This is a genomic window from Chromobacterium sp. FG89 (assembly GCF_057808735.1).
On record NZ_JBMDIQ010000017.1, the window covers coordinates 20,750 to 42,614 of the forward strand.

A 21,865-nucleotide genomic window follows, 5' to 3' on the forward strand; every position below is an offset into this window, starting at 1 on the left:
ATGTACCTATTGAACGGAACACTGAACGCCGCCGCGGACGCCGCCGCCGCGCTGGCGCAATTGCAAGCCGGCCTGCCGGCCGCGCTGGCCCGGCCGCCGGCCTTGGACGCGGTGCTGGATTGCGCCGAGCGCTTCGCCGCCGCGCTGCCGGCACGGGCGGAGGCCCTGGGCCTGGATGCCGCCGCCGTCGATGCGCTGCAAGGCTTTTGCCGGCGCGAGGCGCTGGAAGCCAAGGTCGGCCGCGAGCTGGGCGAACAGGCCTTCTCGCTGCGCCGCTTCGACTACCGTCAGCCGCGCTTCGAAAGCTGGCGGCCGCTGGGCCTGGTGGCCCACATCACCCCGGCCAACGCGCCGCTGCTGCCCTTCATGGCGGTGTTGGAAAGCCTGCTGGCCGGCAACGTCAACTGGCTGCGCCCCAGCGGCAGCGACCAAGGCCGCAGCGCGCGGCTGCTGGCCGATTTTCTGAGCCACGACGCCGCCGGCGATCTGGCCGCCCACGTGGCGGTGCTGCCGCTGGCCACCGACCAACTGGCCGGCCTGCTGGCCCGCGCCGACGCCGTGTCCGCCTGGGGCGGCGACGCCGCGCTGGAAGCGATCCGCCGCCAAGTGCCGGCCGGCTGCCGCTGGATACCCTGGGGCCACCGCATCAGCTTCGCCTACCTGGACCCGGCTGCGGCGACGGAGGCCGATTACGACGCGCTGGCCGACGACGTCTGCCGTTTCGACCAGCAAGCCTGCTCCAGCCCGCAATGCCTGCTGGTGGACAGCGAGGACGAAGCCGTCTTGCGCGGCGCGGCCCAGGCCATGGCCGCCGCGCTGGCGCGGCGCGCGCCGGCCTGGCCGGCCCTGCAGCCGGACGTGCAGGAAGCCGCGGAAATCTCCAGCCAGCTGGCCATGCTGCGGCTGGACCAGTCTTTCGCCGGCGTGGCCGGCGCGGTGGAGCAGGGCGAGGGCTGGCGCGTGGCCTGGGCGCAGCGCCAGGAGCTGGCGGCCTCGCCGCTGTTCCGCACTCTGCAACTGCGGCCGGCGCCGCGCGCGCGGCTGGTGGAACTGCTGCTGCCCTGGCGCACCCATTTGCAAAGCTGCGGCCTGATCGCCGCGCCGGAGCAAGCGCCGGCGCTCAGCCGCCTGCTGCTGGACGCCGGCGTCGGCCGGCTGTGCCCGGCTGGGGCGATGCACGACGGCTATGCCGGCGAGCCGCACGACGGCGTTTACGCGCTGAGCCGGCTGACGCGGCGGGTGTCGGTCAGCCTGCGCGACGGCCAGCTGCCAGGCCATGCGACGCTGGACGCCTTGCCGCCGCCGCCGGCCGGCCTGGACGCGCTGCCGGTGATGGACAAAACGGCCTTCCAGCAAGCCGAGATGGGGCCGGCCGCCCAGCTGTTCTTCCGCAGCGGCGGCAGCAGCGGCGAACCCAAACTGGCCGGCTTCAGCTACCGCGACTACCACCGCCAGATGCAGGCGGCGGCGGACGGCCTGCTCGCCGCCGGCCTGGACCCGGCGCATGACCGGGTGATGAATCTGCTCTACGGCGGCAACCTTTACGGCGGCATGCTCAGCTTCTTCACCATCCTGGACAAGCTGGGCGTGCCGCAATACCCGATGGGCGGCCCGGTGGACGACGACTTCAGCCAGATCGCCCACTTCATCGTGTCCCAAGGCGTCAACACCCTGGTGGGGATGCCGGGCACCTTGCAGCGCCTGTTCGAATGCGAGGAAACCGCGCTGCGCGCCTACGGCGGCGTGCGCAAGCTGTTCTGCGGCGGCGAGCACATCAGCGACGGCCAACGCCAGTTCCTGGCCGGCTTCGGCGTGGAGCTGATCCGCTCCGCGATGTACGGGTCGGTGGACGCCGGCCCGCTGGGCCACGCCTGCGGCCACGGCCGCGACGGCGAATTCCATCTATTGGCCGATATCCAGTGGCTGGAAATCCTGGAACAGGACAGCGACCGCCCGGCCGCGCCCGGCGCCGTCGGCCGCCTGGCCTTCACCTCGCTGGCGCGAGAAGGCCAGACCGTGCGGCGCTACGATCTGGGCGATCTGGGCCGCTGGCTGCCCGGCCGCTGCGGCTGCGGCCTGCCGGCGCCGCGCTTCCAGCTCACCGGCCGCCACGGCGCGCTGCTGCGCGCCGGCACCATCTTCGTCAACCCGGAAGCGCTGTCCGCGCCGCTGGGCCTGGCTGTGCAATGGCTGGTGGACCACGCCGCCAGCGGCGGCGACCGCATCCGGGTGCTGGCCGACGGCGACGCCGCGCAGGTGCGCGCCCGCCTGCTGCAACACCCGATGCTGAACGAGGTGGTCAGCGGCGGCCTGCTGCAACTGGACGTCATCGCCACCCCGGCCGGTCAGTTCCAGCGCCATCCGCAAAGCGGCAAGACCCCGCTGGTGTTGGACCTGCGCCGCAACACGGAGCCGGCGCGATGAAGGCCGCCACGGAGGCCGGGCTGCGCCGGCTGGTGGAACACGCCCGCGCTCACTCGCCGTTTTTCACCGCGCTGTACCGCCAGCTGCCGGCGGACTGGACGCTGAGCGATCTGCCGCTGATCGAGCCGGCGGACTACTGGCGCCAATGCCAGCCGCTGGAAGACTGGCCGGTGCTGAGCGGCCCGCTGGCGGACGGCCATGTGTTCAAGACCGGCGGCTCCACCAGCGAGGGCAAGCTGTCGGTGTTCCGCCGCGACGAATGGCAGGCCTTCGTGCGCGCCTTCGGCCAGGGCCTGGGCCGGCAACTGCTGCCCGGCGACCGCGTCGCCAACCTGTTCTTCGCCGGCGATCTCTACACCAGCCTGCTGTTCATCCACGGCGCGCTGTCGCACTCGCCGGCGCCGGTGGTGGAGTTTCCCTTCACCTGCAATGTCGAGGACGCGGCGCTGGCCGACGCCATCGACACGCTGGACATCAATGTGCTGGCCGGCGTGCCGGTGCAACTGGTGCGCTTCGCCAGCTGGCTGCAACAGGCCGGCCGCGCGCTGCCCGGCGTGCACTGCCTGCTTTACGGCGGCGAAAGCCTGTTCGCCGAACAACTGGCCCTGCTGGGCCGGTCGTTTCCCAATGCCCGCATCGGCTCCATCGGCTGCGCCAGCGTGGACGCCGGCCTGATCGGCGCCGCCGGGCCGGATTGCGCCCAGGGCGAACACCGCGTGTTCGACGCCGACACCATCGTCGAAATCATCGACGAGGCCAGCGGCCTGCCGATCACGGAGCCGGACCGCAAAGGCCTGCTGGTGGTCAGCAATCTGCAACGGCGGCTGATGCCGGTGATCCGCTACCCCACCGGCGATCTGGCCTGCTGGCGCGAGCCGGCCGGGCGGCCGGAACGCAAGTTCGCGCTGCAAGGGCGCGCCAGCCGCGGCCACCGCGTGCGCGTCTGCACGCTGTCCTTGTTCCCGGACGAGCTGGACCCGCTGCTGCGGGGGCAGGACGGCGTGCTGGCCTGGCAGTTGCTGGTGGGCCGCCGCGACGGCGTCGACACCCTCAGCCTGCGAGTGGCCAGCGAATACGCGCCGGCCCCGGCGGCGGAGCCGCTGCGCGAACGGCTGCTGGCTGCGCAGCCGGCCTTGGCCGAACTCTGCCGGCAGGGCCTGCTGTGGCTGGACGTCGCTTATTGCGCGCCGGAGGCCATGCTCACCCATCCGCGTTCCGGCAAGCTGATGCGGGTGGTGGACCAGCGCGCTTACGACGAGGTGGCGGCATGAGCATCGCCATCCGCGATTTCCAGGCGGACGACGCCGCCGGCGTCAGCGCCCTGTTCCGCGCCATCTACGGCGAACACTACGTCTATCCCGACGTGTATCTGCCGTCTATGATCCGCCGCCACAACGCCGCCGGCCGCTGGCATTCCGCCGTCGCCGTGAGCGGCGGCCGGGTGCTGGGCCACGCCGCGCTGTGGCGCGACCCGCATTGTCCGGGCAGCGCCGAGCTGGCGCTCAACGTGGTGCATCCGGACGCGCGCGGCCAGGGCCTGGCCACCGCGCTGGGCCGCCATCTGCGCGCCCAAGGCATTGCCCTGGGCCTGAGCATGCTCACCATCAAGCAAGTGTCGTCCCACGGCCAGAGCCAGCGCCTGGCCAAGACCCTGGGCTTCCACACCACCGGCCTGTTGCTGGACTACGTGGCCTCGCCGTTTGGCCAGCCGCAGCCGGAAAGCATCGTGCTGGGCTGCCTGCCGCTGCAAAGCCGGCCGATCCCGGCGCTGAACTGGCCGGCAGCGTGGCGGGAATGGCTGACGCCGCTGACCCGCGCCTTCGGCAGCGCGCCGCCGCCGGCGCAGGGGCCGGCCGGCGGACTCAGCATCGCCAGCCACGGCCGGCGGCTGGAAGTGGGGCTGGAGGACGTCAGCGGCGGCCGGCTGCGGGAAGTGGCGGCGCTGCCGGCCGGACGGCTGGTCTACGTCAGGCTGGCGCTGGGACCGGACGCCCCGCGCGCGGCGGACGCCTTGCAGCAGGCCGGCTTCGTCTGCGGCGGCCTGGTGCCCGGCCCGGACGGCAGTTGGCAGGCGCTGCTGCTGCGCGGACACGGCCGGCAGGAACTGGCGCTGAGCTGCCCCTTGGCCAATCGTCTGCATCAGTTGAGCCGGCAGGTGGCGGCGGCGGTTGCCGCCTGAGGCCCGTGTCTCCCCTGCGCCTTGACGGCCTCTGCCAGCCTGTTTAGGCTTGGTCCCGCGCTGCGCTCAATCACGCCGCGTCGGGCTGGCAAGCCTATAAATTACTAGACCGCAGACAAGTCGTGTCCGCCTTTGGCACTGCTACGTCTGCTGCCACGCCGTACCCATTCGGGACGGGCCGTGGCAGGGAGTCCTCTGGACTGCCGGTCGTTGGTCTAGTAAGCCGGTCTTGCCACCTTGTCATGTGCCTGTCCCAGCCTCGCCTGGGCGGGTTTCCAAAGCTGACATGGAGACCGTGATGACCTTTTCCACCTTTCCCCCCGCAATGCCCCCTCCCGCCTGTCCCCATGGCGCAGGAGAACGCCCCGAGCCCGCCGCCGCGCCGGTGATGGAGCAACTGCATTCCTGCGCTCAACGCTTGCCCGCCGCCGCCGGCAATGTGCTGCTGCTGGGCGATCTGGGCCGCCAACTGAACGATTGCTATATCGAGCTGGACTCCGCCCTGTTGAGCGGGGTGATGGATATGCGCGCCGCCCACACCGGGCTGTTGGCGCTGCTGACCTTGCTGGAACGCCGCGACGAGCCCTTGCTGTTCAGCAGCGAGGAGGCGCTGGCCTTGCTGGAGCCGATACAGCAGCGTTTGCAACGCGGTCTGGAGCACGTCAACGGCGTGCTGTGACGCTTGGACAGGGAGGGCATGGCCATGATGAAGCTGCTGATCCAACACAATGAGGCGCTCAAAGGCGCGGCGCGTTTAATCGTCGATTACGAGATGCGCCTGGGGGTGATTGCGCTGAAGGACAGCAACCCGCTCCATCCGGACAACACCGCGGCCGTTCAGCGGCAGATCAAGCGGGCGCTGGCGGATTTTTATTATTGGAGCCGATGGCAGGGCGAGCACGAGCCGGCCCGCGCCGCCTTATTGGCGATGTGGGCGTCCGGGAAATGGAGCAGCCGCGATCTCTGCGCGCAGCGATGTTATCTCTTGGCGGGCTTCCGCAACGTAACTACCGCCCGCCTGGCGCTGGTGGGCGCGCCGATACCGGACCCTGACGCCGTCCAAAGGGGCGGGGCCTTAGAAGCGGTTCAACCATCCCGCTGAAGCGCAGCGGACTTTGAACAGGTTCTGAGGCCTGCGGTGGGTGACGATCTGGGGGATTCGATGGCGGCCAAAGCCCGGCGTCAGCGGCTTGCGCTTGAGTTTTATCGGCAAAGCCGGGATGGCCGTTCCATGATGAAGGGCGTGAACTTCAAACGCGCAAGCGTTGAAAGTTATTGGTGTAAAATGAATTAATAAAGCCAATCAATTCCACTTCGTCATGAATATCTCCCTTCGCCACCTGCGCGCCTTTTCGGCCGTTGCCGAAGCCGAAAGCTTCACCGCCGCGGCCCGCCAGCTGTTTCTGACGCAATCCACGCTGACCAAGACCATACGCGAGCTGGAGCAGGAGATCGGGCTGACGCTGTTTGAGCGCACCACCCGCAAAGTGGCGCTCACCACGCAGGGCAACGCCTTCCTGCCGGTGGCCCGCCGGCTGCTGAACGACTTTGAACTGCTGCTGTCCGATCTGCGCGAAAAATCCGCCGGCAGCAGCGGCAGCGTCTACGTGGCCAGCGGCATGGCTTTTGCGTCCAGCGTGCTGCCGGAGGTGCTCAAACGGCTGAGAAGAGATTACCCGTGCATCCATGTGCGTCTGCTGGACGACACCAGCGGCGGCGTGGTGCGCCGCATCGAATCGGGCGAGGTGGACATCGGCATCGGCTCCTATGTGGGCGCGGCCGGAGACAAGATTGACAAGCGCCAGCTGCTGTCCGCCCGGCTGGGGCTGATGTTTCCGCCGGGCTTCGAGCCGCCGACGGGGCCGCTCAACTGCCAATCCCTGCGGCAATGGCCCTTGCTGCAGGATGAAAGCGACACCAGCATCATGTCCGCGCTGGAGCGCAGCCATCCCGAGCTCTGGCAGCAGGTGGCCAGCAAGATCACCGTCACCAATCTGGACATGCAGTTCTGCCTGATCCGCGCCGGGGTGGGCGCTTGCGTGTTGTCCGCGCTGGCGGCCTCCCATCCGTCGGCGCGGGATCTGCCCTACCGCTTGTTTGAGTCGGCCGAGCTACAGCGGGACGTCCACGTGTTCACCCGGCGCGGCGTGCCGCTGTCGCCGGCCGCCTTCACCTTTTTGCAGGTGCTGGACGAGGTGTTGCCGACGATAGCCTTCCACCCCGGGGTGACGCTGGCGGCCTAGCGGCGGCGCGGTAGGGGAGGGCTTACCGATGCAGAATGTTTTTCAGTGAATTAACGATTTGTAAATAAACGATTTTTATTTTTAATTCTTGTGTATGTGTACCTAATCGTGTACCTAAAGTGCGATGTAGCTACCAAGGATTGGTATTTTTTGTAGCCGCCGTGTTTCCTTATCACGTCTTCTCAAGACTGACTGTGGGCTAAATCTGACGGGGAATGTATAGATAAGCCGGGGTGATTCAACAGTCAGCCTTGAGAAGACGTCATGTGAGAGTTGCTTATGAAACCTCTGGCTCGTCTTGTTATTGATCGGCGAAGGCTCGACCTCTAGGTGGCCAGCTATGGCTACCGCTGCTGTTATACCTGCACTGATGGCACCGACTTCATGCAACGCAAGGCAAACAGCGAACGGCTGTGGCGAATGCCCGAAATCCGGTAGAGCTTTTCCCGAAGAAAGCGCTCATAACCAGCTGTACCATCCACGGCTACTTTGATCAGATAGTCATATTCACCAGACACCAGATGGGCTTCCAGCACCTCAGGTAAGGCTGCCAGTTCTTCCCCAAAGCGGGCCAGCGTGTTTTCCTCGTGCGCATTGAGCGTGATTTCAATCAGCACGGTATCCCGCAGCCCCAACTTTTGCTGGTTGATCAGTGCCACATAGCCCTGAATATAGCCATCTTCCTCAAGCTGACGCGTATGGTTCCAGCAGGCCGATGCGGACAGACCTACGCGCTCAGCTAGTTCGGCATTGGACAACCTGGCATTTCTTTGCAGCTCTTGCAGGATCTTTCTATCCTGTGGGCATAATCCTATTTTATTTTCCGACATAACACTTCCTGAAAAAGATTCTTCACCAAATTTGGCAAAATAAAAAATAATTAACCGAAATGTAAACCGGTGGAAAGCAATTGAAAAGCCTATTTTCGCTCGGCCGGCATACATTAAGTCACATTAGAAGCAATAGCGCAGAGCCTTTACAGACCGCCCGCCACCAGCAGGCTTGCCACCGGTCAACACCATTTGTCCGGGCTGGAAAAGTGCTCAAGCCCGCTGATCGAGCGGCTGGTTCTACATGGACAGAGTCAACATCAAGTGATGTGACTACCGCCAGGGCCTGTCATCTAATGCCGTACCTCCCTAGCATTGGCCTTGGCGGTATTTTTTCATCAGCGCTTTGCCATCACTTTTTTGGGTTTTTGGTTTTGTTAGTCAGAAATGCCAATATCGTGAATATATATCATATATATGATGAGTATATCTGATGGGTTGTCGCCGTATTGCTACAGGTCGGTAGAGAGTGGGCACAAGTGACCCGAACTTGTAAAAAGAGTTCTCTTATATCTTTTTTAATCAGTTTAGCCAGCAAATCCCTTGGGATTGACCACCTCCAGCTGACACGGAAGCATCGAAATGTCCTGACGTTGTGCCGTTTCATCGCGTCGACCTTGTTGGTCGGCAAAATATTAATGTAATTTAAAGAAATATGTTGCAACATCTTAAATTGAATATGCAAAGATTGTCGCTGTAGCAGGCCCGACACCAGAGATGTCATGCCTTGTTTCGGATGTCAGGTGCATGCGTGATGTCAAAAAATCAGGGAGGAGGTCGGTGTAATTACAGTGTTGTCGATATTTGGCACTCGGCCATTGGGGACTGCATGCAGATACCAATTAGCCTGATAACGTTTGTCTGCTCACACTGCCATTAGCAGTGAACAGTCTAAGCGACTTCGGATTTGCTTATCCGACCGGAATGGTCATGTAATTGCCAGAAATGTGGTTGTGAGCAATTTCAGCAAAGCAAGTGGGTGCTATGGCTAGATTGTTTGGCACTCTGGTTGAGTAATTGTTATGTAAGCTGGAAAAATGGGAGAGTTCAGTGGAGCTAATATCAAATACAACCGGAATCAGAGTCCCGTCACCAGTCGAACAGACGATGTTAGTGAACCTGTTTGCAAGTCAGTCACTGACTTGGATCCCGCTTATTGACTTGCGCAATACGCTAAAAATTTATGGGGTGAGCTTTGTCAATAGTACGGATGAAATAAATCCAGAGATGCCTGTATTGGCGCTGCTTGCCTTGTGCGAGATTCGGCGTAGGTTACATCGTTTCTTGTAATGTATCAGAGATTTTGTTAGCGGCTCTAAATCTGGCGGGGAATCTAGACCCGACAGGCGTTGAATTGTATTTTTAAGTCTTTAATATTTAATGAACTTAATGTGGTTGAAATATGTAAATGCCCCCGCTGATGCCCCCTCTATGCATCTTTACCATCAATGAATGGCTACTTACGATCCTTAGCGGAACTTGCTGGCTTGAGAAAGCAGGCGTCTCATTGGATTCGAGCCAAGCCGGCTTGACTGAAAATGACTTACCTCTAGGACTGGAGCAAGAGTTTATCGCACTCTGAAATGACATATGCAGGGATGGTGTCGAATTTAGCGGGATCAAGCTGGCAAATAAATTCATTTTCGATGTGGTAGCTTTCATTGATAAATTTCTGAATAACAGAATTCTCAGGATCAAGTCCTAATAGTCGAAAAATCTGAAGTTTTTCATACCCATTTGGGGATGTATGGTAAAGCTGCTTTAGGGCTTCGGTGTCAATAATTGTATTAAGTAGATCAGGGTATGAAAATCCCGTAAGCCAGCTGGCTACATCAGCGCATCCTTTTGTGAATTTTCCAGTATCCATTTCTGGATAATTGCCATCTAATCCTTTTTCTTCTCTGGTATCTATTGCGCGTACTCTTTTTTTGAATATATTGGAGAGTACTTGATAAGCATCGCCCTTGTCGTCTGCTATTTCATAATGACGTCTTAAGTAGATCAGTTTGATGACATCGTGGCAGTCAGAGTTGACAGTGTTTTTGCAAATTTGAGAGAAGGTTTTAATGTCATCTTTGGTAATGGGGAATTCGGATATTTGTCCTGTCGCCAACTTCAGGAATGCCGACGAAGTCTGATTGCTGAATTGTTTTTCAAGTGATCTAATGGTGTCGATGATGGGCTCCACATCATGAGTCAACATCAATACTGTTTTATTCTTCAGGCATGAGGCAGTGTCTCGGCGAAAAAGCATTTCCAAAATAGCGTATTTTTTGTTTTTGTCGAATGAGGAAATTGGGTCATCTAAAATGATCAAGTCTGGTTTCTTTGCTAGGCATTCATACATAAAGAGAACAATAGCAAAAGCATTTCTTTCGCCAAAGCTGAGGTGCTGATTGCCATCACTGAGATGCTCTTCGTAATCGATATGTCGCAGTTTTAGTTGGGCTTGCTCGCCATCGCCGACAATCTCAACTGCATAACGATATCCAGCATATTCAAGAAATTCATTTATTTCCTTCTGATGTCGCTCTATGGTTTTTTTCATCTCGCTTCGTTGTTGATTTATTTTTCCCTGTAGTTGTCCTGCTTGCTGGATAACGGTATCAATGGAAGTATTAATTGGAGTAATGGCCTCCTTCATCTTATTTGATGAAAGCTCAGAGAAGAACTGCATGTCGAGCTTGTATGTCGTAAGTTTGTCAGCAACCTTTTCGCCATCTTTGAACTGAAATGCTGAAAGCGTTTTGATTTTTTCTAAATTTTCAATGAAGTTATCGATCTGTGTTTTTACAGTTGTAAGATATGACTCGTGCTCTTTTCCAATGCCATCCTTCAAGACTGTAATTGCTGTTAGTTTCTCTTTGGCGTCATCGGAGAAGTGTTCGCCCAATCTTTCAATCAGCGAAACTATTGAAACTAGGTTTTTGATGGTGTTTTTGTCATACTCTTGACCAACCTTTTTGATCTGCTCTTTTTTGTCCGCTGTATGTGAAGTGCAATATGGGCAGTTGTCCGATAACTCGGAAAACTCATACCCTTTGGTTTGCCAGTCGATCCAACTTACGCTATTTTGACTCTGAATAAAGTCAGTATAAGATTCTAGGCCTGGGGGAATGTGTTGAATTTTATTTCCTGCTAGCAAACCTTTCATGCCAGTTGATTTTTTATCCAGTCCCGCCTTGCTTAACTTAAAGGCACCACCCATTTCCTTGAGAGTTTCGATCAATGATTCTAATTCTTTATTTCCTGAGAACAGATTTTTAATATTGCTGACTAATTCTTCTATTTCCTGCTCTTTCTGTTTGTAGGTATCGGTTCTGATGAGAATGTCAAAGCTGTTGTTAAGTAGTTCCTTCTTGAAAAGAAACTGACTGACATAATCCTCATTGAAACACATGATTTTCTTGAGTGCTTCTGCTCCTTTAACCTCGGGTTTTTTGTTTTCTGGATTTTCTTTCCTGAGTTTGAACGGCATAAGTCCACTCAGAAGATCTTGATTACCTTTGAGGCCAAAGAGTACCGCTTTCGCAATCGTGCTTTTGCCAGTTCCATTTGGTGCAAACTTGATGTTTAATTTATGTTCTATCAAAGAAATGACGGCCAAATCTAGGTTGTTACAGTTTTTAACCTCTATCTGAATCGCGCTCATGCGTACTCCATTTTGAGAGTTTCACTGCTGAAATCAAACCGGCTGCGATTAGACTTACGAAGTCGACTATTGCAATTTGCCCTGTCGGCATGCGTGTGTCGTCTTTGAATGTATTTTTTCTAGACACATCTATCAACGGTCGCCTCTGGCCTATAGCAAATGATTGTAAATTTCGCTTTTCCCGTTAACCCGGCACACACACCTAAAATCCCCCCGAAACCGTGGATTGATCCCTAAGTTGTTGTCCTGTAACGGCTTTTCATCCACGATTTATCCACGGCCTCTCCCCCCGATTCCGTGGATGCCGCATAAACCTCAATAAAATCAATGCGATGAAGGGAAGGGCGAATCCACCATTTCCACGACTTCCGCTGGCAAACCCGTGGATTAATTTTTAAGCAGCGCTCCGAAACCGTGGATGGCCCCTGTCTTCCCTTTTCATTGCTTTTTATCTCTATCTCTTTGTTTTTTAAATAAGAAGAAGTACTTAGAGGCCGTAAAAGGGTAAAACCCCGATGTGGAAGAATTGGGGCAAACCGTGGAAGTTTGAGGGGAAACCGTGGATTTCGGAGGGCAAACCGTGGATGGGTTCTTCTCAACAATCAATGACTTAGGTCGTTAGTAGGGGGCAATCCACGGAATTTTTTTACCTACTCCCCTACCCAATGGCGCGGAAACCGGCGATTTCGGGCCGTTTTCGTCGAAAGTGTTGTGCCAATGTCATATTTGGTATGTAAAAGGCTCCGCAATTTTGCAGTTTGAGCGGGGGAATGCGTGACAGCCCACATAAGGCGGGCTGTCGAGGGGAGGCGGGGGCTTAGGGCTGGATGTCCGGCGCGGCGTAGAGGCCGAGCTTTTCCAGTTGCGGCAGGCTGATCGCGGTCAGGTGGCCCTGGCGGCGGCCGTGGATGGTCTTCTCGACGCCGTCGGCCAGCACCACCGGGCTTTGCAGCAGCTGGTGCTTGAAGATGCGACCGGTCTTCACCGGCAGCGCGTCGAACTTGGCGCGCAGATGCGGCGCGGTGGAGAGATGGTCCATCACGTGGTTTGGCCGGAGGAACAGCGCCATCTCGCTGCGGCCGTCCGGGAGTTTGACCCGGTCCCAGCAGTGCGGGTAGTCAAAGCGCCGCGCTTCCAGCTCGGACAGCAGGATTTCCATGATCCATACCCAGGGCAGCCGGCTGCCGTCGGTGTCGACGATATGGCTGTTCATCTCCGCCAGCAGGTCTTCGATGAAGCCGCCTTGCTGCGGGTCGAGGTCGGCGAACTCGCACAGCAAGGCCCAGCTGCACAGCAGGGCGGCGTAGTTCTCCATCATCCGCCGCGCGGTGGCGTCGCCGGTGGGGGCGCGGCTGTGACGTTCGCACAGTCCCAGGTAATGGCGGTGCAGGTCGCGCAGCCGGGCCGGCTCGATGTCGGCCAGAAACTGCAGCCAGGCCCACAGCGGGAAGGCCGGCAGATCATGCGGAATCAACGCGCCTTGTCGCGCCACCGACAGGCTGCTGCGGCACAGCTTGGACTGCAGGCTCTGCACGTCGACTTCCTCGCCGGCCAACAGCACCGGCGCGCACATCAGATAAGGCGTCAGGCTGGCCCCAACGCGGGTGAACTCGAAACGATAGGTCGACTGCAGCAGCGCGTCGATGTCGGACAGCACCGTTTTCGGTAGCTTGGAGAATTCATCCCAGCCCACCGGCTGCGAGGTGAACGACACCGAGGCGCGGCGGCGGTGGTCGGTTTTGAGCATCTGCCCGGACAGCACCTGAAACGCCAGGGTGGTCTGTAAGCTCTCCAGCAGCTTGGACTTGCCCGAGCCCTTCTCGGCCTGCATCTGGAAGTGCGGATAGAAGCCGAGCAGGGTTTTGAGGTGCGCGCCCAAGGCCCACACCAAGGGGATGGCGGCCGCATTGTGATGGAAGGTGTCCTGATAAGCTTGGATCACGGTGCGCGCCTGCTGCGTAGTGCCACGCGGAAACGTCAGGTTGTAGTAGAGGCATTGCTTCTGCGGCTCGACGAAATAGCAGTCTTGCCCCTCCTGCGCCGTCAGCGCGCCGGCCTTCCACGCCAGGCCAACAAAGTTGACCACATCGCGCGCGCCCAGGTCGGCGGCCCGCTCCATCAGGTTGACCAGGCGCTGGAACTGCGCCGGCTTCCAGATCGCGCCGAAGCGGCCCTTCCACCATTCCAGGTTGTACAGCTTGTCGTCGGTGGCCACCTCGCGCTGCAGCGTCACCCCATGCCGCGCCAGCTGGGCGCTGACGCCGAACACGGTTTCCGGCTGATGGTCGGCCGCGCCGCTGATGGTGGCCAGGTGGCTTTGAATGCGCAGCCGCGACAGGCTGGCCACGCGGAAGGAACATAGATCGCCTAGGGTTTCCGAGCGCTTGCCGTCGTCGTCGGTTTTGAACTCGTCGACGTATTGGGTGAAGTCCTCCTTCACCCGGAAACGCCAGTACACCGCCCAGTCATGGCCCGGCAACTGTACCCGCCGCGTGCCCTCCAGCCGTTCGCCGCCGCCCGGCATGCCGGGCACCAGCCACGGCTCCAGCTTGCGCAAACGTGTGGTCAGCTCGTTCTTGCCATGGCGTTGCAACACATCGTTGATGTCCTCGCCTTCGTCCCATTCCTGCATATCCACCAGCAGATGGCCGATGTCCGCCGCCGTCAGCTTCTCCGACAGCCGCCAGGCGGCGGCCAGGCCCGGCCGCACGCCGCTGGCCGGATTCACAGGGTCGCTATGGTCCAGCGCCACCCGCACCGCCTTGCCGCGCAACACCGTCCAATCGAGGCTGTCGACATTGCCAACGCCGCGCAGCGCCAGCGCCGCCACGTCCGGCGGGGTGCAGCTTTCCACCGACAGCGCATTGATCGGGCTTTCCACCAGATAGACCAGGCGGGCGCGCTGCAGCCGTTGCGGGTCGCTGCACCAGCCGTGGCCCTCGCGCGCGCCTTGGCACTGGGTCTTCACGCCGCCGTTCAAGGCGGGATCGACATAGCGCAGATCCACCGCCGCCAGCCGGCCGCCGCTGCGCACCAGGAAGGCGACGGCCGCACCACCGTGGCCCACTTCGCCGGCGGCGATCTTGGCGCTGTGCCAATCGTTCCAGCCCAGCGTCTTGCAGCGCAGGGCGCGCCGGATCACCGCTTCGTCTATGCCCCGGCCGGTGAGATAGGCGATGGCCGCATCGGCTTGGGCCAGGCAGCGTTCGCCGATGTAATCGAGGGTAGACTTGCGTACCGGCGCGGCCTTGTCCTTCATCGCGGGTTTCGGTTGCGGCAGGCCGTACCAGTCGCCCAGCAGGCGCGCGGCCGCCAGCGGCGTGTCCAGCTCAGGTTGGCAGTAGCGCAGCAAGTCGATGCAACTGCCGCCGGCGTCGCCGCTCCAGTCCTTCCAGCCGCGGCCGTCGGCGAAGATCGACAGCGACGCTTGGCTGTCGGGGTGGTGTGGGCTGTGATAGTTGCCCTTGCCCTGACGCTTCAGGCCCAGCCGGGCCGCCAGGTCGTGCAAGTCGATCTGCTCCTTGAGTTGATCGAACCATTGGCCCAGGGCGGTCGGCGCGCCGCCAGACAAGCCGGGAGCGTCTCGCCCGGTACGCGGGAGAGGGATTCGTGCGGTCATGGGATGTCCTTAGAGCAGTTGGCCGATGTCGACGCTGGCGTCGATGACTTGTTGCTGCAGCGGTGCCAGCAGCCCGGCCAGGCGTTGCGCCGGCAATGGCTGGTTCTCGGCGCAGTCCAGCAGCTCGACCAGCCCTTGCAGGCCGTCGCCGGTGCGCGTCAGGCGCGAGACGCCAGCGCTGACGGTGTGTTCGATGCGGCGGCACAGGCTTGCCAGTTGGCTCAACGGCTCGCGCAGTGCGGCATGTTCGGGGGTGTCGGCCAGCTGCTGCAGCTGGGCCAGTTGGTGATGTACGGCGGACAGGATCAGGGCGTTCATGCCAGCACCTCCACGGCGAAACCGGTGGCGGTGCGATGAATCAAGGCGCGTTGACCCTGAGCGACCAGCAAGGCGGCGAGCGCACGGGCTTCGGCTTCGTTGGGCAGCGTGGAAACGGGACGGGTGGTGCGTGGAAATAGGGCGCGGAAAGCGCGCAGGGTGATGCTAGGCATGGAGGCCTCCATAGTGTGCGATTAAGCCCAACTCCTCGCCGCCAAGCGGGGAGACAGGCAGATGATAGGGTTGGCGGACCGGCACTATGGAACCGGCGCGTGCAAGCACGCCCCCACCACTGCCCGCCATAGAAATGGACGCACCAATGGTGTTTCTAACGGACGTAAAAATAGCCACGATAATAAAAAGGCGGCTGTCCGCCATAGTGTTCGGGCCGCCAAGCCCGGTCGCTGTTTTGAAAGCGATGTAAAGATGGTGCAGCAATCGAGCGAACTTGTCAATTCGCTGGCGGGGGTGGGGAATCAGGTTCGCGCAGTTCATCGGGGTGGATATTTCTAAAGCGTGGAGCGGGATCATCGGGAATGGGGCCGGGTTTTACCAGGCATATTAATAAAGCCGCCGATCAATATTAAATAAGTGAATTAAATACATTTCAGCCAACGATATTCAAGGTCGATTTCAGAGGGAGTACATGGCCCGCCGGCCGGCGAGCCATGGCGTTTAGCCCAGGACGCGATGCCGCACGCGGCCGGGCGTCACGATCAGCGCTTGCCGAGGCGAGGGCGACAGGCCTGGCAAGGTGCGCAGCCGCTCCGGCGGAATCCGCGCGCCGCCGTGGATGGGCTGGGCCAGGGTCAGCGGCTCGCCCTCCAGCGTCTTGTACTGGTGGCAGCAGTCATCGTTGCTGCAGTTGTAGTAATTCTCCTTGGTCGCAGCGCTGAGCATGCGGCTGGTCCGCACCCGCGACACCGCGCCGCATAAGGGGCAAGGGAAGGCCATGATGCAGTCTCCTCAGTCAACGATTTCAACGGCGTCAATCAACACGCAGGCGGCGAGGTTTTCGACGACGTAGGCGTCGTGGCTGGCGTGATAGAACTCCACCCGGTTCAACGACGGCTCCTCGTGGTAGTGGTAGCGGCTGGCGTGCTGATTGAAGTACAGCGACAGGTTGTCCAGCCGGGTAATCAAGATGCTGTCGCCGGGGAAGAAGGCGGCCGTCGCCGTCTGCAGCCCGCCCAGGCGCTGTTTGTGAAACACCAGGTCGTCGCCTTCGGCTTGCGGGTTGGCGTCGCAGACCGCATCCGGCAGCAAGTCCGCGCCCACCAGGACCACCAGGCCGGGGTCATCGCGCCACGCTGGAGCCAGCCGCTGCTTGAGCGCATAGCGCACCAGGCGATGCAGCGAGCGGAAGCGTTCGCTCTCGCCGATGCGGGCGCCCTCGATCCAGTTTTGCGGGGCTTGTTCGCGGATCTGCTGTAGCCAGCCGAGATTGACGTCTTCCAACAGCGGATGGGTCTCTCGGTTCGAGTTCGGCGCGCGCTGCAGACCGTGGAAGCCAATCATGATGCGGTCCAGCAGGATGCGGCGTTCCAGCGCCTGCCGCGCGCGGTCTTCAAAGCCGGCCGGCGTCTGGCTCTCGCTCCACCAGGCGTCCAGCGTGTCGTAACTGAAGGCGGCGTCGAAGTTGGTTTGCTGGCAGTGGTATTGCGCTGGCCGCCAGGTCTTGCCGGCCGGCTGGCGTTCATGGCGCTGGGTGTCGACGGTGGCCGCCAAGGTGCCGGCGAGATCGAAGTGCTTGGCCTTTCCCCGGATATCGGAGACGCCGAGCAGGTTGATCGCGGACAGCAGCCGGCTACGGGCCTTCAGCGCGTTGAGGCGGGCTTGCGCCGCTTGGGGCGTGGGGGTGGCGAACAGGCTGTCCTGGGCGCGGTACTGCTCCAGCGCGTGGTAGTAGTGGTCGATGAACTGGTTCAGCGCGTGGCGGGTGGGGTTCTGCATGTCTCGTCTCGGTTAGCGGTTGATCAGGGCTTGGTACTGCGCGTCGCGCTGGGCTTGGTATCGCTGTCGGGCAATCACGTTGTGTTGCTGTAGCGGCGGGGTGGCCAACGGCGGCAGCGGCTGGTTCAAGCGGGCGAGCAGCGTGTCCGGGGCCGCCGGCGAAGCACTGCATAGCGTCTGCTGCAGCGCGCCGGGCTTGAGCACGGCCTGGACTTGCTCTTCTTCGCGGTGCCAGTCGGCGCTGCCGAACACGCGCTCGATGCAGGCCGGCGGCGCTTGGGTTAGCAACAGCGTCAGCACCGGCAGTTGCTCGCCCCATTGGGGCAGGTGGTCGTCGAGCACCGCGTCCCAGTACTGGCGCTGCAGCGCGTCGCGCGCCTCGGCCAGCGCCTTGCGCTGCTCGAACAGCGCTTCATGCTGGATTTCGGCTTGAATCTTCTCTTCCTCGGCGATCTTCAGCGTTTCCTCGGCCAATTCCAGGTTGGCCATCTCCTTGTGCTTCAGCTCGCGCACGGCCTTGGTGGGGACGCCCAGGCCTTGGCGCATCGCTTGGCGGCAATCCTTGCGCGCCTGCTCGGCCTCCATGCGCAGCGCGGCGGCGGTGTGCTCGCGGCGCGTGGTCTGGCTGGTCAACTGCTGCCAGGCGTCGAGCGCGTGTTCGAAGGCGCTCTGGCGTTCGGCCAGCTCGGCCACGGCCGCGGCGAGGCGGGTTTGGGTGGTGGGGTTCTGGATATGCATGGTCTGAGTCCGGGAAGTTGCGGGGTTAGGCGCGGCGGGCCGCGATGCGTGCCGCCATCCAGCTCTCGATTTCAGAGGACAGCCAGGCCACGCTCTTGCCGCCCAGCGGCACCGGTGCCGGGAAACGGCCCTGCTTGATGGCGTCGTACACCGACGAGCGGGACAGGCCGCAAGTGGCGATGACTTCCGGCAAGCGCAGAAAGCGCAGCGGTTGAGAGGAGGGCGAAGCGGCAACAGCGGTCATGAAGCGTCCTTGTCGGTGGAGGTGGATATCAGTGGATGGCATCGGATACGCCGATCAGCGAACGCAGTATTGCGGAAATTACAAACGGGGTTTGGGGGTTGGGTTGTGCCGCGCTCCCACACAACAAAAAAATTTGAAATGCCAAAAAAACGCGGATTTTGCTATTGACGATGGGCGGGAAAACAGCAACGCGGGCGCAAAATGGCCCGCCATGGAACGGCATCGGATGGCGGTGGACGGGCTAGGACGGACTCAGCGGCAAGGAAACGGGGGACAGCAGGAAAACGCGAAGCGGGGGCGGTTAGCGAATACGGCGACTGCATGCATAGCGTGCATGAAAACGCATGAATCCGAGCGGGGGGACAAGGGCGCGCCAGGCCATACGGCAAGGGCCTGGCACGGGTTCATGCAGCTGCATGATTAGCGGCCCATGAAGTGCGGGGGCGAGGCGGGGCTTCGATAGCGCGCGCTGGGTGGAGCTGGTAAAGAATGGATTTACGAGGGTCAAATGGGTTGTATTGACCGCAGGCCTACCAGGGCGAGCCAACTATTGCATAAAAGCTAATCAGGCGTGTGCTGCTATATTACTTTTTCTTATCGTTTGAAATTAATTTAGCCGCATCAATCTGCGCCTGGACAAAATCAGACCATGCTTGCAAGACTGTTTTCCGCTGCTCAGCATACTCGGCACGGTTGTAAACCCCTTTAATTCCGACGATTTTGTGAGCTAGTGCCTTTTCAATGGCGTCGGACGGATAGCCCATCTCATGTAAATGAGTGGATGCCGTGCGGCGGAAGTCATGTAGGACGAAATGCTGCACATCCAGCGATAGTGAGTTCACTGCTTGATTGAGCGTACTTCGGCCAATCGGCTTATCTTCACAGCTACGACTGCTCGGGAAAAGAAACTTGGAATGTCCTGCCAAAAGCTTTAGTTCTTGCAGCATTTCCAATGCTTGGCGGGATAGGTACACTCGATGGGGCTTGTTTTTCTTCATACGCTCAGCGGGGATGTCCCATATCCCAGCATCAAAATCAAACTCAGACCAAGTCGCTTGAATCAGCTCGCTCTTTCTAACCATAGTGATTGCTAACAAGTGCAGTGCTAGGCGTAGAGATCGGCGGACGTCTGATTGGTACACGGCCCGTAGTACTTGGCCGATTTCCTCGCCTGACAGCACCCGATCGCGGCTTTCTTCCACAGCGATAAAGCGGGCCACCAGAGCTGCGGCAGGGTTGGTTTCCGCTAGTTGCCGGGCTATCGCATAGTCGTACATGCGCTTAAGTGCATTGCGCGTAACAAGGGCCATCTTTGGAGCTCCGCGAGCCTTGATCCTGTCGCAAAGCTCCAGAACATCAGACGGCTTCACTTCCGCCAGCGGCATGCCCCCTAGCCAAGGTAATACGTCCTTGTCCATGATCCGGCGCATCGTCTTCTGATAGCTGCCTGATTTTCCCTCCAGCTGCTCCTCCAACCAATTGTCGGCGAAGGCCGCAACCGTATTGAGCCGTTCCACTTTGGCCGCTTGGACTGCTCGCTTAGGGGACTCTCCATGAGCTACTAGCTCTGCCCATGCATCCCGCTGCTTGCGTGCAGCTTTCAAGCTGATTTCTGGGTAAGGCCCAATAGTCAAAGTCGGCTGCCGAACCCCATGCAATTGATAACGATAGCGCCAGACCTTGGTGCCGCTAGGCATCACTTCCAGCAGCAAGCCACCCGAGTCCGTGATCCGGTAGCGAGCATCTTTTGGCTTCAATGCATTGATACGGGCATCGGTCAGTAGTTTGGCAGCTCTTGGCATAGGCTCCTCTTTGGTACACGGTCGAAATAAAAGGTACACGATAGTGGCTAAAAGTCATGCTCTATGTAGGTTTCAATATTTATGCGCGAAATTCAGAAAAAAACCCCCGAAAAAACGGAGTTGATTTGTATAAAATTCAAAATCAAATGCATTGCAACGCATTGAAATATAAAGAATTTATCGTTTATGGTACACGTAAATAGGTGTTGAAACTTGTGTACCAAATTGATATGACATTGTGTTTGGAAATTGATCTTGAGGATAGGAAAAGCCGTTGGTCTAGGTACACATAAAAACCTACACTGTCGAGTGTGTGCCTAAGTGTGTACCTAAAACCATTGGCTGTCTATGGATGTTGCTGGATGCCACTGGACGAAAAAACTTAGTAACAGCAGGAGTTATGAGAGGTTTTTTGGATGTTACTGGATGTCGTTGGACATCCAGTTATTTGCCGATGCAGAAACGGCTGAAGATCACGCCCAGCAGATCGTCGGCGCTGAATTCGCCGGTGATCTCGGACAGCGCGTTCTGCGCCATGCGCAATTCCTCGGCGAAGATTTCCACTTGTTCCCAATCCGCGTGGGCCAGTTCCAGGTGTTCGGCGGCGCGGCGGATGGCGTCCAGGTGGCGCTGGCGCGCCAGGAACACGCCTTCGCCGCCGCCGCTGTAACCTATCATCTCCAGCAGCTTGGCCTTGAGCAGCTCCACGCCGGCGTGGGTGCGCGCGGACAGGCGCACCAGCGGATGGCCGTCTTCATCGGCCAGGCCCGGCGCTTCGCCGGACAGGTCCACCTTGTTGAACACGTGCACGCGCGGCAGCGCCGCCGGCAGCCGTTGCAGAATGGCCTGCACCTCGCCGGTCAGGCCGTCGCGGCTGTCCGCCAGCACCAGGGCCAGGTCCGCGCGCTCCACCGCCTGCCAGGTGCGTTCTATGCCTATCTTCTCCACCACGTCGTCGGTGTCGCGCAGGCCGGCGGTGTCGATGATGTGCACCGGCACGCCGTCGATGACGATCTCCTCGCGCACGGTGTCGCGGGTGGTGCCGGCGATGTCGGTCACGATGGCGATGTCGTCGCCGGCCAGCGCGTTCATCAGGCTGGATTTGCCGACATTGGGCTGGCCCACCAGCACCACGTGCATGCCCTCGCGCAGGATGGCGCCCTGCTTGGCGGTGGCCTGCACCTGCACCAGCCGGCCGCGCAGCCGTTCAAGCTTGCCCAGCGCGTCCGCCTGTTTGAGGAAGTCGATCTCCTCCTCCGGGAAGTCCAGCGTCGCCTCCACCAGCATGCGCAGGGTGATCAGCTCGTCCACCAGCACGTGGATTTCCTTGGAGAAGGCGCCCTTCAGCGATTTGAGCGCGCTCTTGGCCGCGGTTTCGCTGCTGGCGTCGATCAAGTCCGCCACGCTTTCCGCCTGGGCCAGGTCCAGCTTGTCGTTGAGGAAGGCGCGCTTGGTGAATTCGCCCGGCTCCGCCAGCCGCGCGCCCAGCTCCACGCAGCGCGCCAGCAGCATTTTCAGCACCACCGGCCCGCCGTGGCCTTGCAGTTCGATCACGTCCTCGCCGGTGAAGCTGTTGGGACCGGGGAAGTAGAGCAGCAGGCCGTTGTCCAGCGGCTGGCCGTGGGCGTCGACGAAGTCGGTGTACAGCGCATAGCGCGGCTTGGGCGTCTTGCCGCCGCTGACGGCGGCGGCGAAGGGCAGCAAATCCTTGCCGGACACGCGGATCACGCCGACGCCGCCGCGGCCGGGTGCGGTGGCAATGGCGCAGATGGTGGCGGGGGTGTAGCTAAGGCTCATGGGCATTCCTTGGAATCTGGGCCGCGGCCCCCGCGCGGCGGGGCGTCGTGGCGAGTACGCTTCAAT

The 21,865-nt window shown here is 60.4% G+C and carries 17 protein-coding genes; 6 read left to right on the forward strand and 11 right to left on the reverse strand.

From position 1 onward, the window contains the following. The 6 genes from ACODRW_RS16580 (at window position 1) to ACODRW_RS16605 (ending at window position 6,846) form a co-directional block, all read left to right on the forward strand. Entirely contained in the window at window positions 1-2,424 is a 2,424-nt protein-coding gene (locus tag ACODRW_RS16580; protein ID WP_488906207.1) for an acyl-CoA reductase, read from the forward strand. Continuing rightward, window positions 2,421-3,695, forward strand: a complete 1,275-nt coding sequence (locus ACODRW_RS16585) for a phenylacetate--CoA ligase family protein (RefSeq protein ID WP_488906208.1) — start codon at window positions 2,421-2,423, stop codon at window positions 3,693-3,695. Before ACODRW_RS16580 ends, ACODRW_RS16585 begins: the two co-directional genes overlap by 4 nt. Next, a complete protein-coding gene (locus ACODRW_RS16590) occupies window positions 3,692-4,603 on the forward strand; it encodes a GNAT family N-acetyltransferase (RefSeq protein WP_227106064.1) in 912 nt (303 codons plus the stop codon). Before ACODRW_RS16585 ends, ACODRW_RS16590 begins: the two co-directional genes overlap by 4 nt. A gap of 298 nt (window positions 4,604-4,901) precedes the next feature. Then, a complete protein-coding gene (locus ACODRW_RS16595; RefSeq protein WP_488906209.1) occupies window positions 4,902-5,282 on the forward strand; it encodes a hypothetical protein in 381 nt (126 codons plus the stop codon). A gap of 24 nt (window positions 5,283-5,306) precedes the next feature. Next, entirely contained in the window at window positions 5,307-5,705 is a 399-nt protein-coding gene (locus ACODRW_RS16600; RefSeq protein ID WP_488906210.1) for a hypothetical protein, read from the forward strand. A gap of 217 nt (window positions 5,706-5,922) precedes the next feature. Then, on the forward strand, window positions 5,923-6,846 hold the full coding sequence (locus ACODRW_RS16605; RefSeq protein WP_488906211.1) for a LysR family transcriptional regulator: 924 nt from the start codon (window positions 5,923-5,925) through the stop codon (window positions 6,844-6,846). Between the two features lie 356 nt (window positions 6,847-7,202). Here ACODRW_RS16605 and ACODRW_RS16610 read toward each other — a convergent pair whose 3' ends face one another. The 11 genes from ACODRW_RS16610 to mnmE all read right to left on the reverse strand — a co-directional run bounded on the left by ACODRW_RS16610 (window position 7,203) and on the right by mnmE (window position 21,799). Then, on the reverse strand, window positions 7,203-7,790 hold the full coding sequence (locus ACODRW_RS16610; protein ID WP_488906212.1) for an Lrp/AsnC family transcriptional regulator: 588 nt from the start codon (window positions 7,788-7,790) through the stop codon (window positions 7,203-7,205). 1,435 nt (window positions 7,791-9,225) lie between these two features. Then, on the reverse strand, window positions 9,226-11,328 hold the full coding sequence (locus ACODRW_RS16615; RefSeq protein WP_488906213.1) for a hypothetical protein: 2,103 nt from the start codon (window positions 11,326-11,328) through the stop codon (window positions 9,226-9,228). A gap of 817 nt (window positions 11,329-12,145) precedes the next feature. Further along, on the reverse strand, window positions 12,146-14,947 hold the full coding sequence (locus ACODRW_RS16620; protein ID WP_488906214.1) for a toprim domain-containing protein: 2,802 nt from the start codon (window positions 14,945-14,947) through the stop codon (window positions 12,146-12,148). A gap of 9 nt (window positions 14,948-14,956) precedes the next feature. Continuing rightward, window positions 14,957-15,265, reverse strand: coding sequence for a DUF1484 family protein (locus ACODRW_RS16625; protein ID WP_488906215.1), 309 nt, complete (start codon window positions 15,263-15,265; stop codon window positions 14,957-14,959). Then, a complete protein-coding gene (locus ACODRW_RS16630) occupies window positions 15,262-15,438 on the reverse strand; it encodes a hypothetical protein (protein WP_488906216.1) in 177 nt (58 codons plus the stop codon). Before ACODRW_RS16630 ends, ACODRW_RS16625 begins: the two co-directional genes overlap by 4 nt. A 502-nt stretch (window positions 15,439-15,940) precedes the next feature. Beyond that, entirely contained in the window at window positions 15,941-16,219 is a 279-nt protein-coding gene (locus ACODRW_RS16635; protein ID WP_488906217.1) for an Ogr/Delta-like zinc finger protein, read from the reverse strand. Between the two features lie 12 nt (window positions 16,220-16,231). Continuing rightward, window positions 16,232-17,218 carry a P2 family phage major capsid protein gene (locus ACODRW_RS16640; RefSeq protein ID WP_488906218.1) on the reverse strand — a complete coding sequence of 329 codons (987 nt, stop codon included), beginning with the start codon at window positions 17,216-17,218 and terminating at the stop codon, window positions 16,232-16,234. Between the two features lie 12 nt (window positions 17,219-17,230). Then, the gene (locus ACODRW_RS16645; protein ID WP_488906219.1) at window positions 17,231-17,956 is read right to left on the reverse strand and encodes a hypothetical protein; all 726 of its coding nucleotides are present in this window, start codon (window positions 17,954-17,956) and stop codon (window positions 17,231-17,233) included. A 25-nt stretch (window positions 17,957-17,981) separates the two neighbouring features. After that, on the reverse strand, window positions 17,982-18,200 hold the full coding sequence (locus ACODRW_RS16650) for an AlpA family transcriptional regulator (RefSeq protein ID WP_019100960.1): 219 nt from the start codon (window positions 18,198-18,200) through the stop codon (window positions 17,982-17,984). A 584-nt stretch (window positions 18,201-18,784) separates the two neighbouring features. Next, window positions 18,785-20,002, reverse strand: coding sequence for a tyrosine-type recombinase/integrase (locus tag ACODRW_RS16655; protein WP_488906220.1), 1,218 nt, complete (start codon window positions 20,000-20,002; stop codon window positions 18,785-18,787). Between the two features lie 444 nt (window positions 20,003-20,446). Further along, on the reverse strand, window positions 20,447-21,799 hold the full coding sequence (gene mnmE, locus ACODRW_RS16660) for a tRNA uridine-5-carboxymethylaminomethyl(34) synthesis GTPase MnmE (protein ID WP_019102217.1): 1,353 nt from the start codon (window positions 21,797-21,799) through the stop codon (window positions 20,447-20,449). Window positions 21,800-21,865 lie beyond the last annotated feature (66 nt).

Excerpts from the sequence above, each read along its gene's own strand:
- ACODRW_RS16580 (WP_488906207.1), top strand. The coding sequence starts at position 1 with ATGTACCTATTGAACGGAACACTGAACGCCGCCGCGGACGCCGCCGCC.
- ACODRW_RS16585 (WP_488906208.1), top strand. The coding sequence starts at position 2,421 with ATGAAGGCCGCCACGGAGGCCGGGCTGCGCCGGCTGGTGGAACACGCC.
- ACODRW_RS16590 (WP_227106064.1), top strand. The coding sequence starts at position 3,692 with ATGAGCATCGCCATCCGCGATTTCCAGGCGGACGACGCCGCCGGCGTC.
- ACODRW_RS16595 (WP_488906209.1), top strand. The coding sequence starts at position 4,902 with ATGACCTTTTCCACCTTTCCCCCCGCAATGCCCCCTCCCGCCTGTCCC.
- ACODRW_RS16600 (WP_488906210.1), top strand. The coding sequence starts at position 5,307 with ATGATGAAGCTGCTGATCCAACACAATGAGGCGCTCAAAGGCGCGGCG.
- ACODRW_RS16605 (WP_488906211.1), top strand. The coding sequence starts at position 5,923 with ATGAATATCTCCCTTCGCCACCTGCGCGCCTTTTCGGCCGTTGCCGAA.
- ACODRW_RS16610 (WP_488906212.1), bottom strand. The coding sequence starts at position 7,790 with ATGTATGCCGGCCGAGCGAAAATAGGCTTTTCAATTGCTTTCCACCGG.
- ACODRW_RS16615 (WP_488906213.1), bottom strand. The coding sequence starts at position 11,328 with ATGAGCGCGATTCAGATAGAGGTTAAAAACTGTAACAACCTAGATTTG.
- ACODRW_RS16620 (WP_488906214.1), bottom strand. The coding sequence starts at position 14,947 with ATGACCGCACGAATCCCTCTCCCGCGTACCGGGCGAGACGCTCCCGGC.
- ACODRW_RS16625 (WP_488906215.1), bottom strand. The coding sequence starts at position 15,265 with ATGAACGCCCTGATCCTGTCCGCCGTACATCACCAACTGGCCCAGCTG.
- ACODRW_RS16630 (WP_488906216.1), bottom strand. The coding sequence starts at position 15,438 with ATGCCTAGCATCACCCTGCGCGCTTTCCGCGCCCTATTTCCACGCACC.
- ACODRW_RS16635 (WP_488906217.1), bottom strand. The coding sequence starts at position 16,219 with ATGGCCTTCCCTTGCCCCTTATGCGGCGCGGTGTCGCGGGTGCGGACC.
- ACODRW_RS16640 (WP_488906218.1), bottom strand. The coding sequence starts at position 17,218 with ATGCAGAACCCCACCCGCCACGCGCTGAACCAGTTCATCGACCACTAC.
- ACODRW_RS16645 (WP_488906219.1), bottom strand. The coding sequence starts at position 17,956 with ATGCATATCCAGAACCCCACCACCCAAACCCGCCTCGCCGCGGCCGTG.
- ACODRW_RS16650 (WP_019100960.1), bottom strand. The coding sequence starts at position 18,200 with ATGACCGCTGTTGCCGCTTCGCCCTCCTCTCAACCGCTGCGCTTTCTG.
- ACODRW_RS16655 (WP_488906220.1), bottom strand. The coding sequence starts at position 20,002 with ATGCCAAGAGCTGCCAAACTACTGACCGATGCCCGTATCAATGCATTG.
- mnmE (WP_019102217.1), bottom strand. The coding sequence starts at position 21,799 with ATGAGCCTTAGCTACACCCCCGCCACCATCTGCGCCATTGCCACCGCA.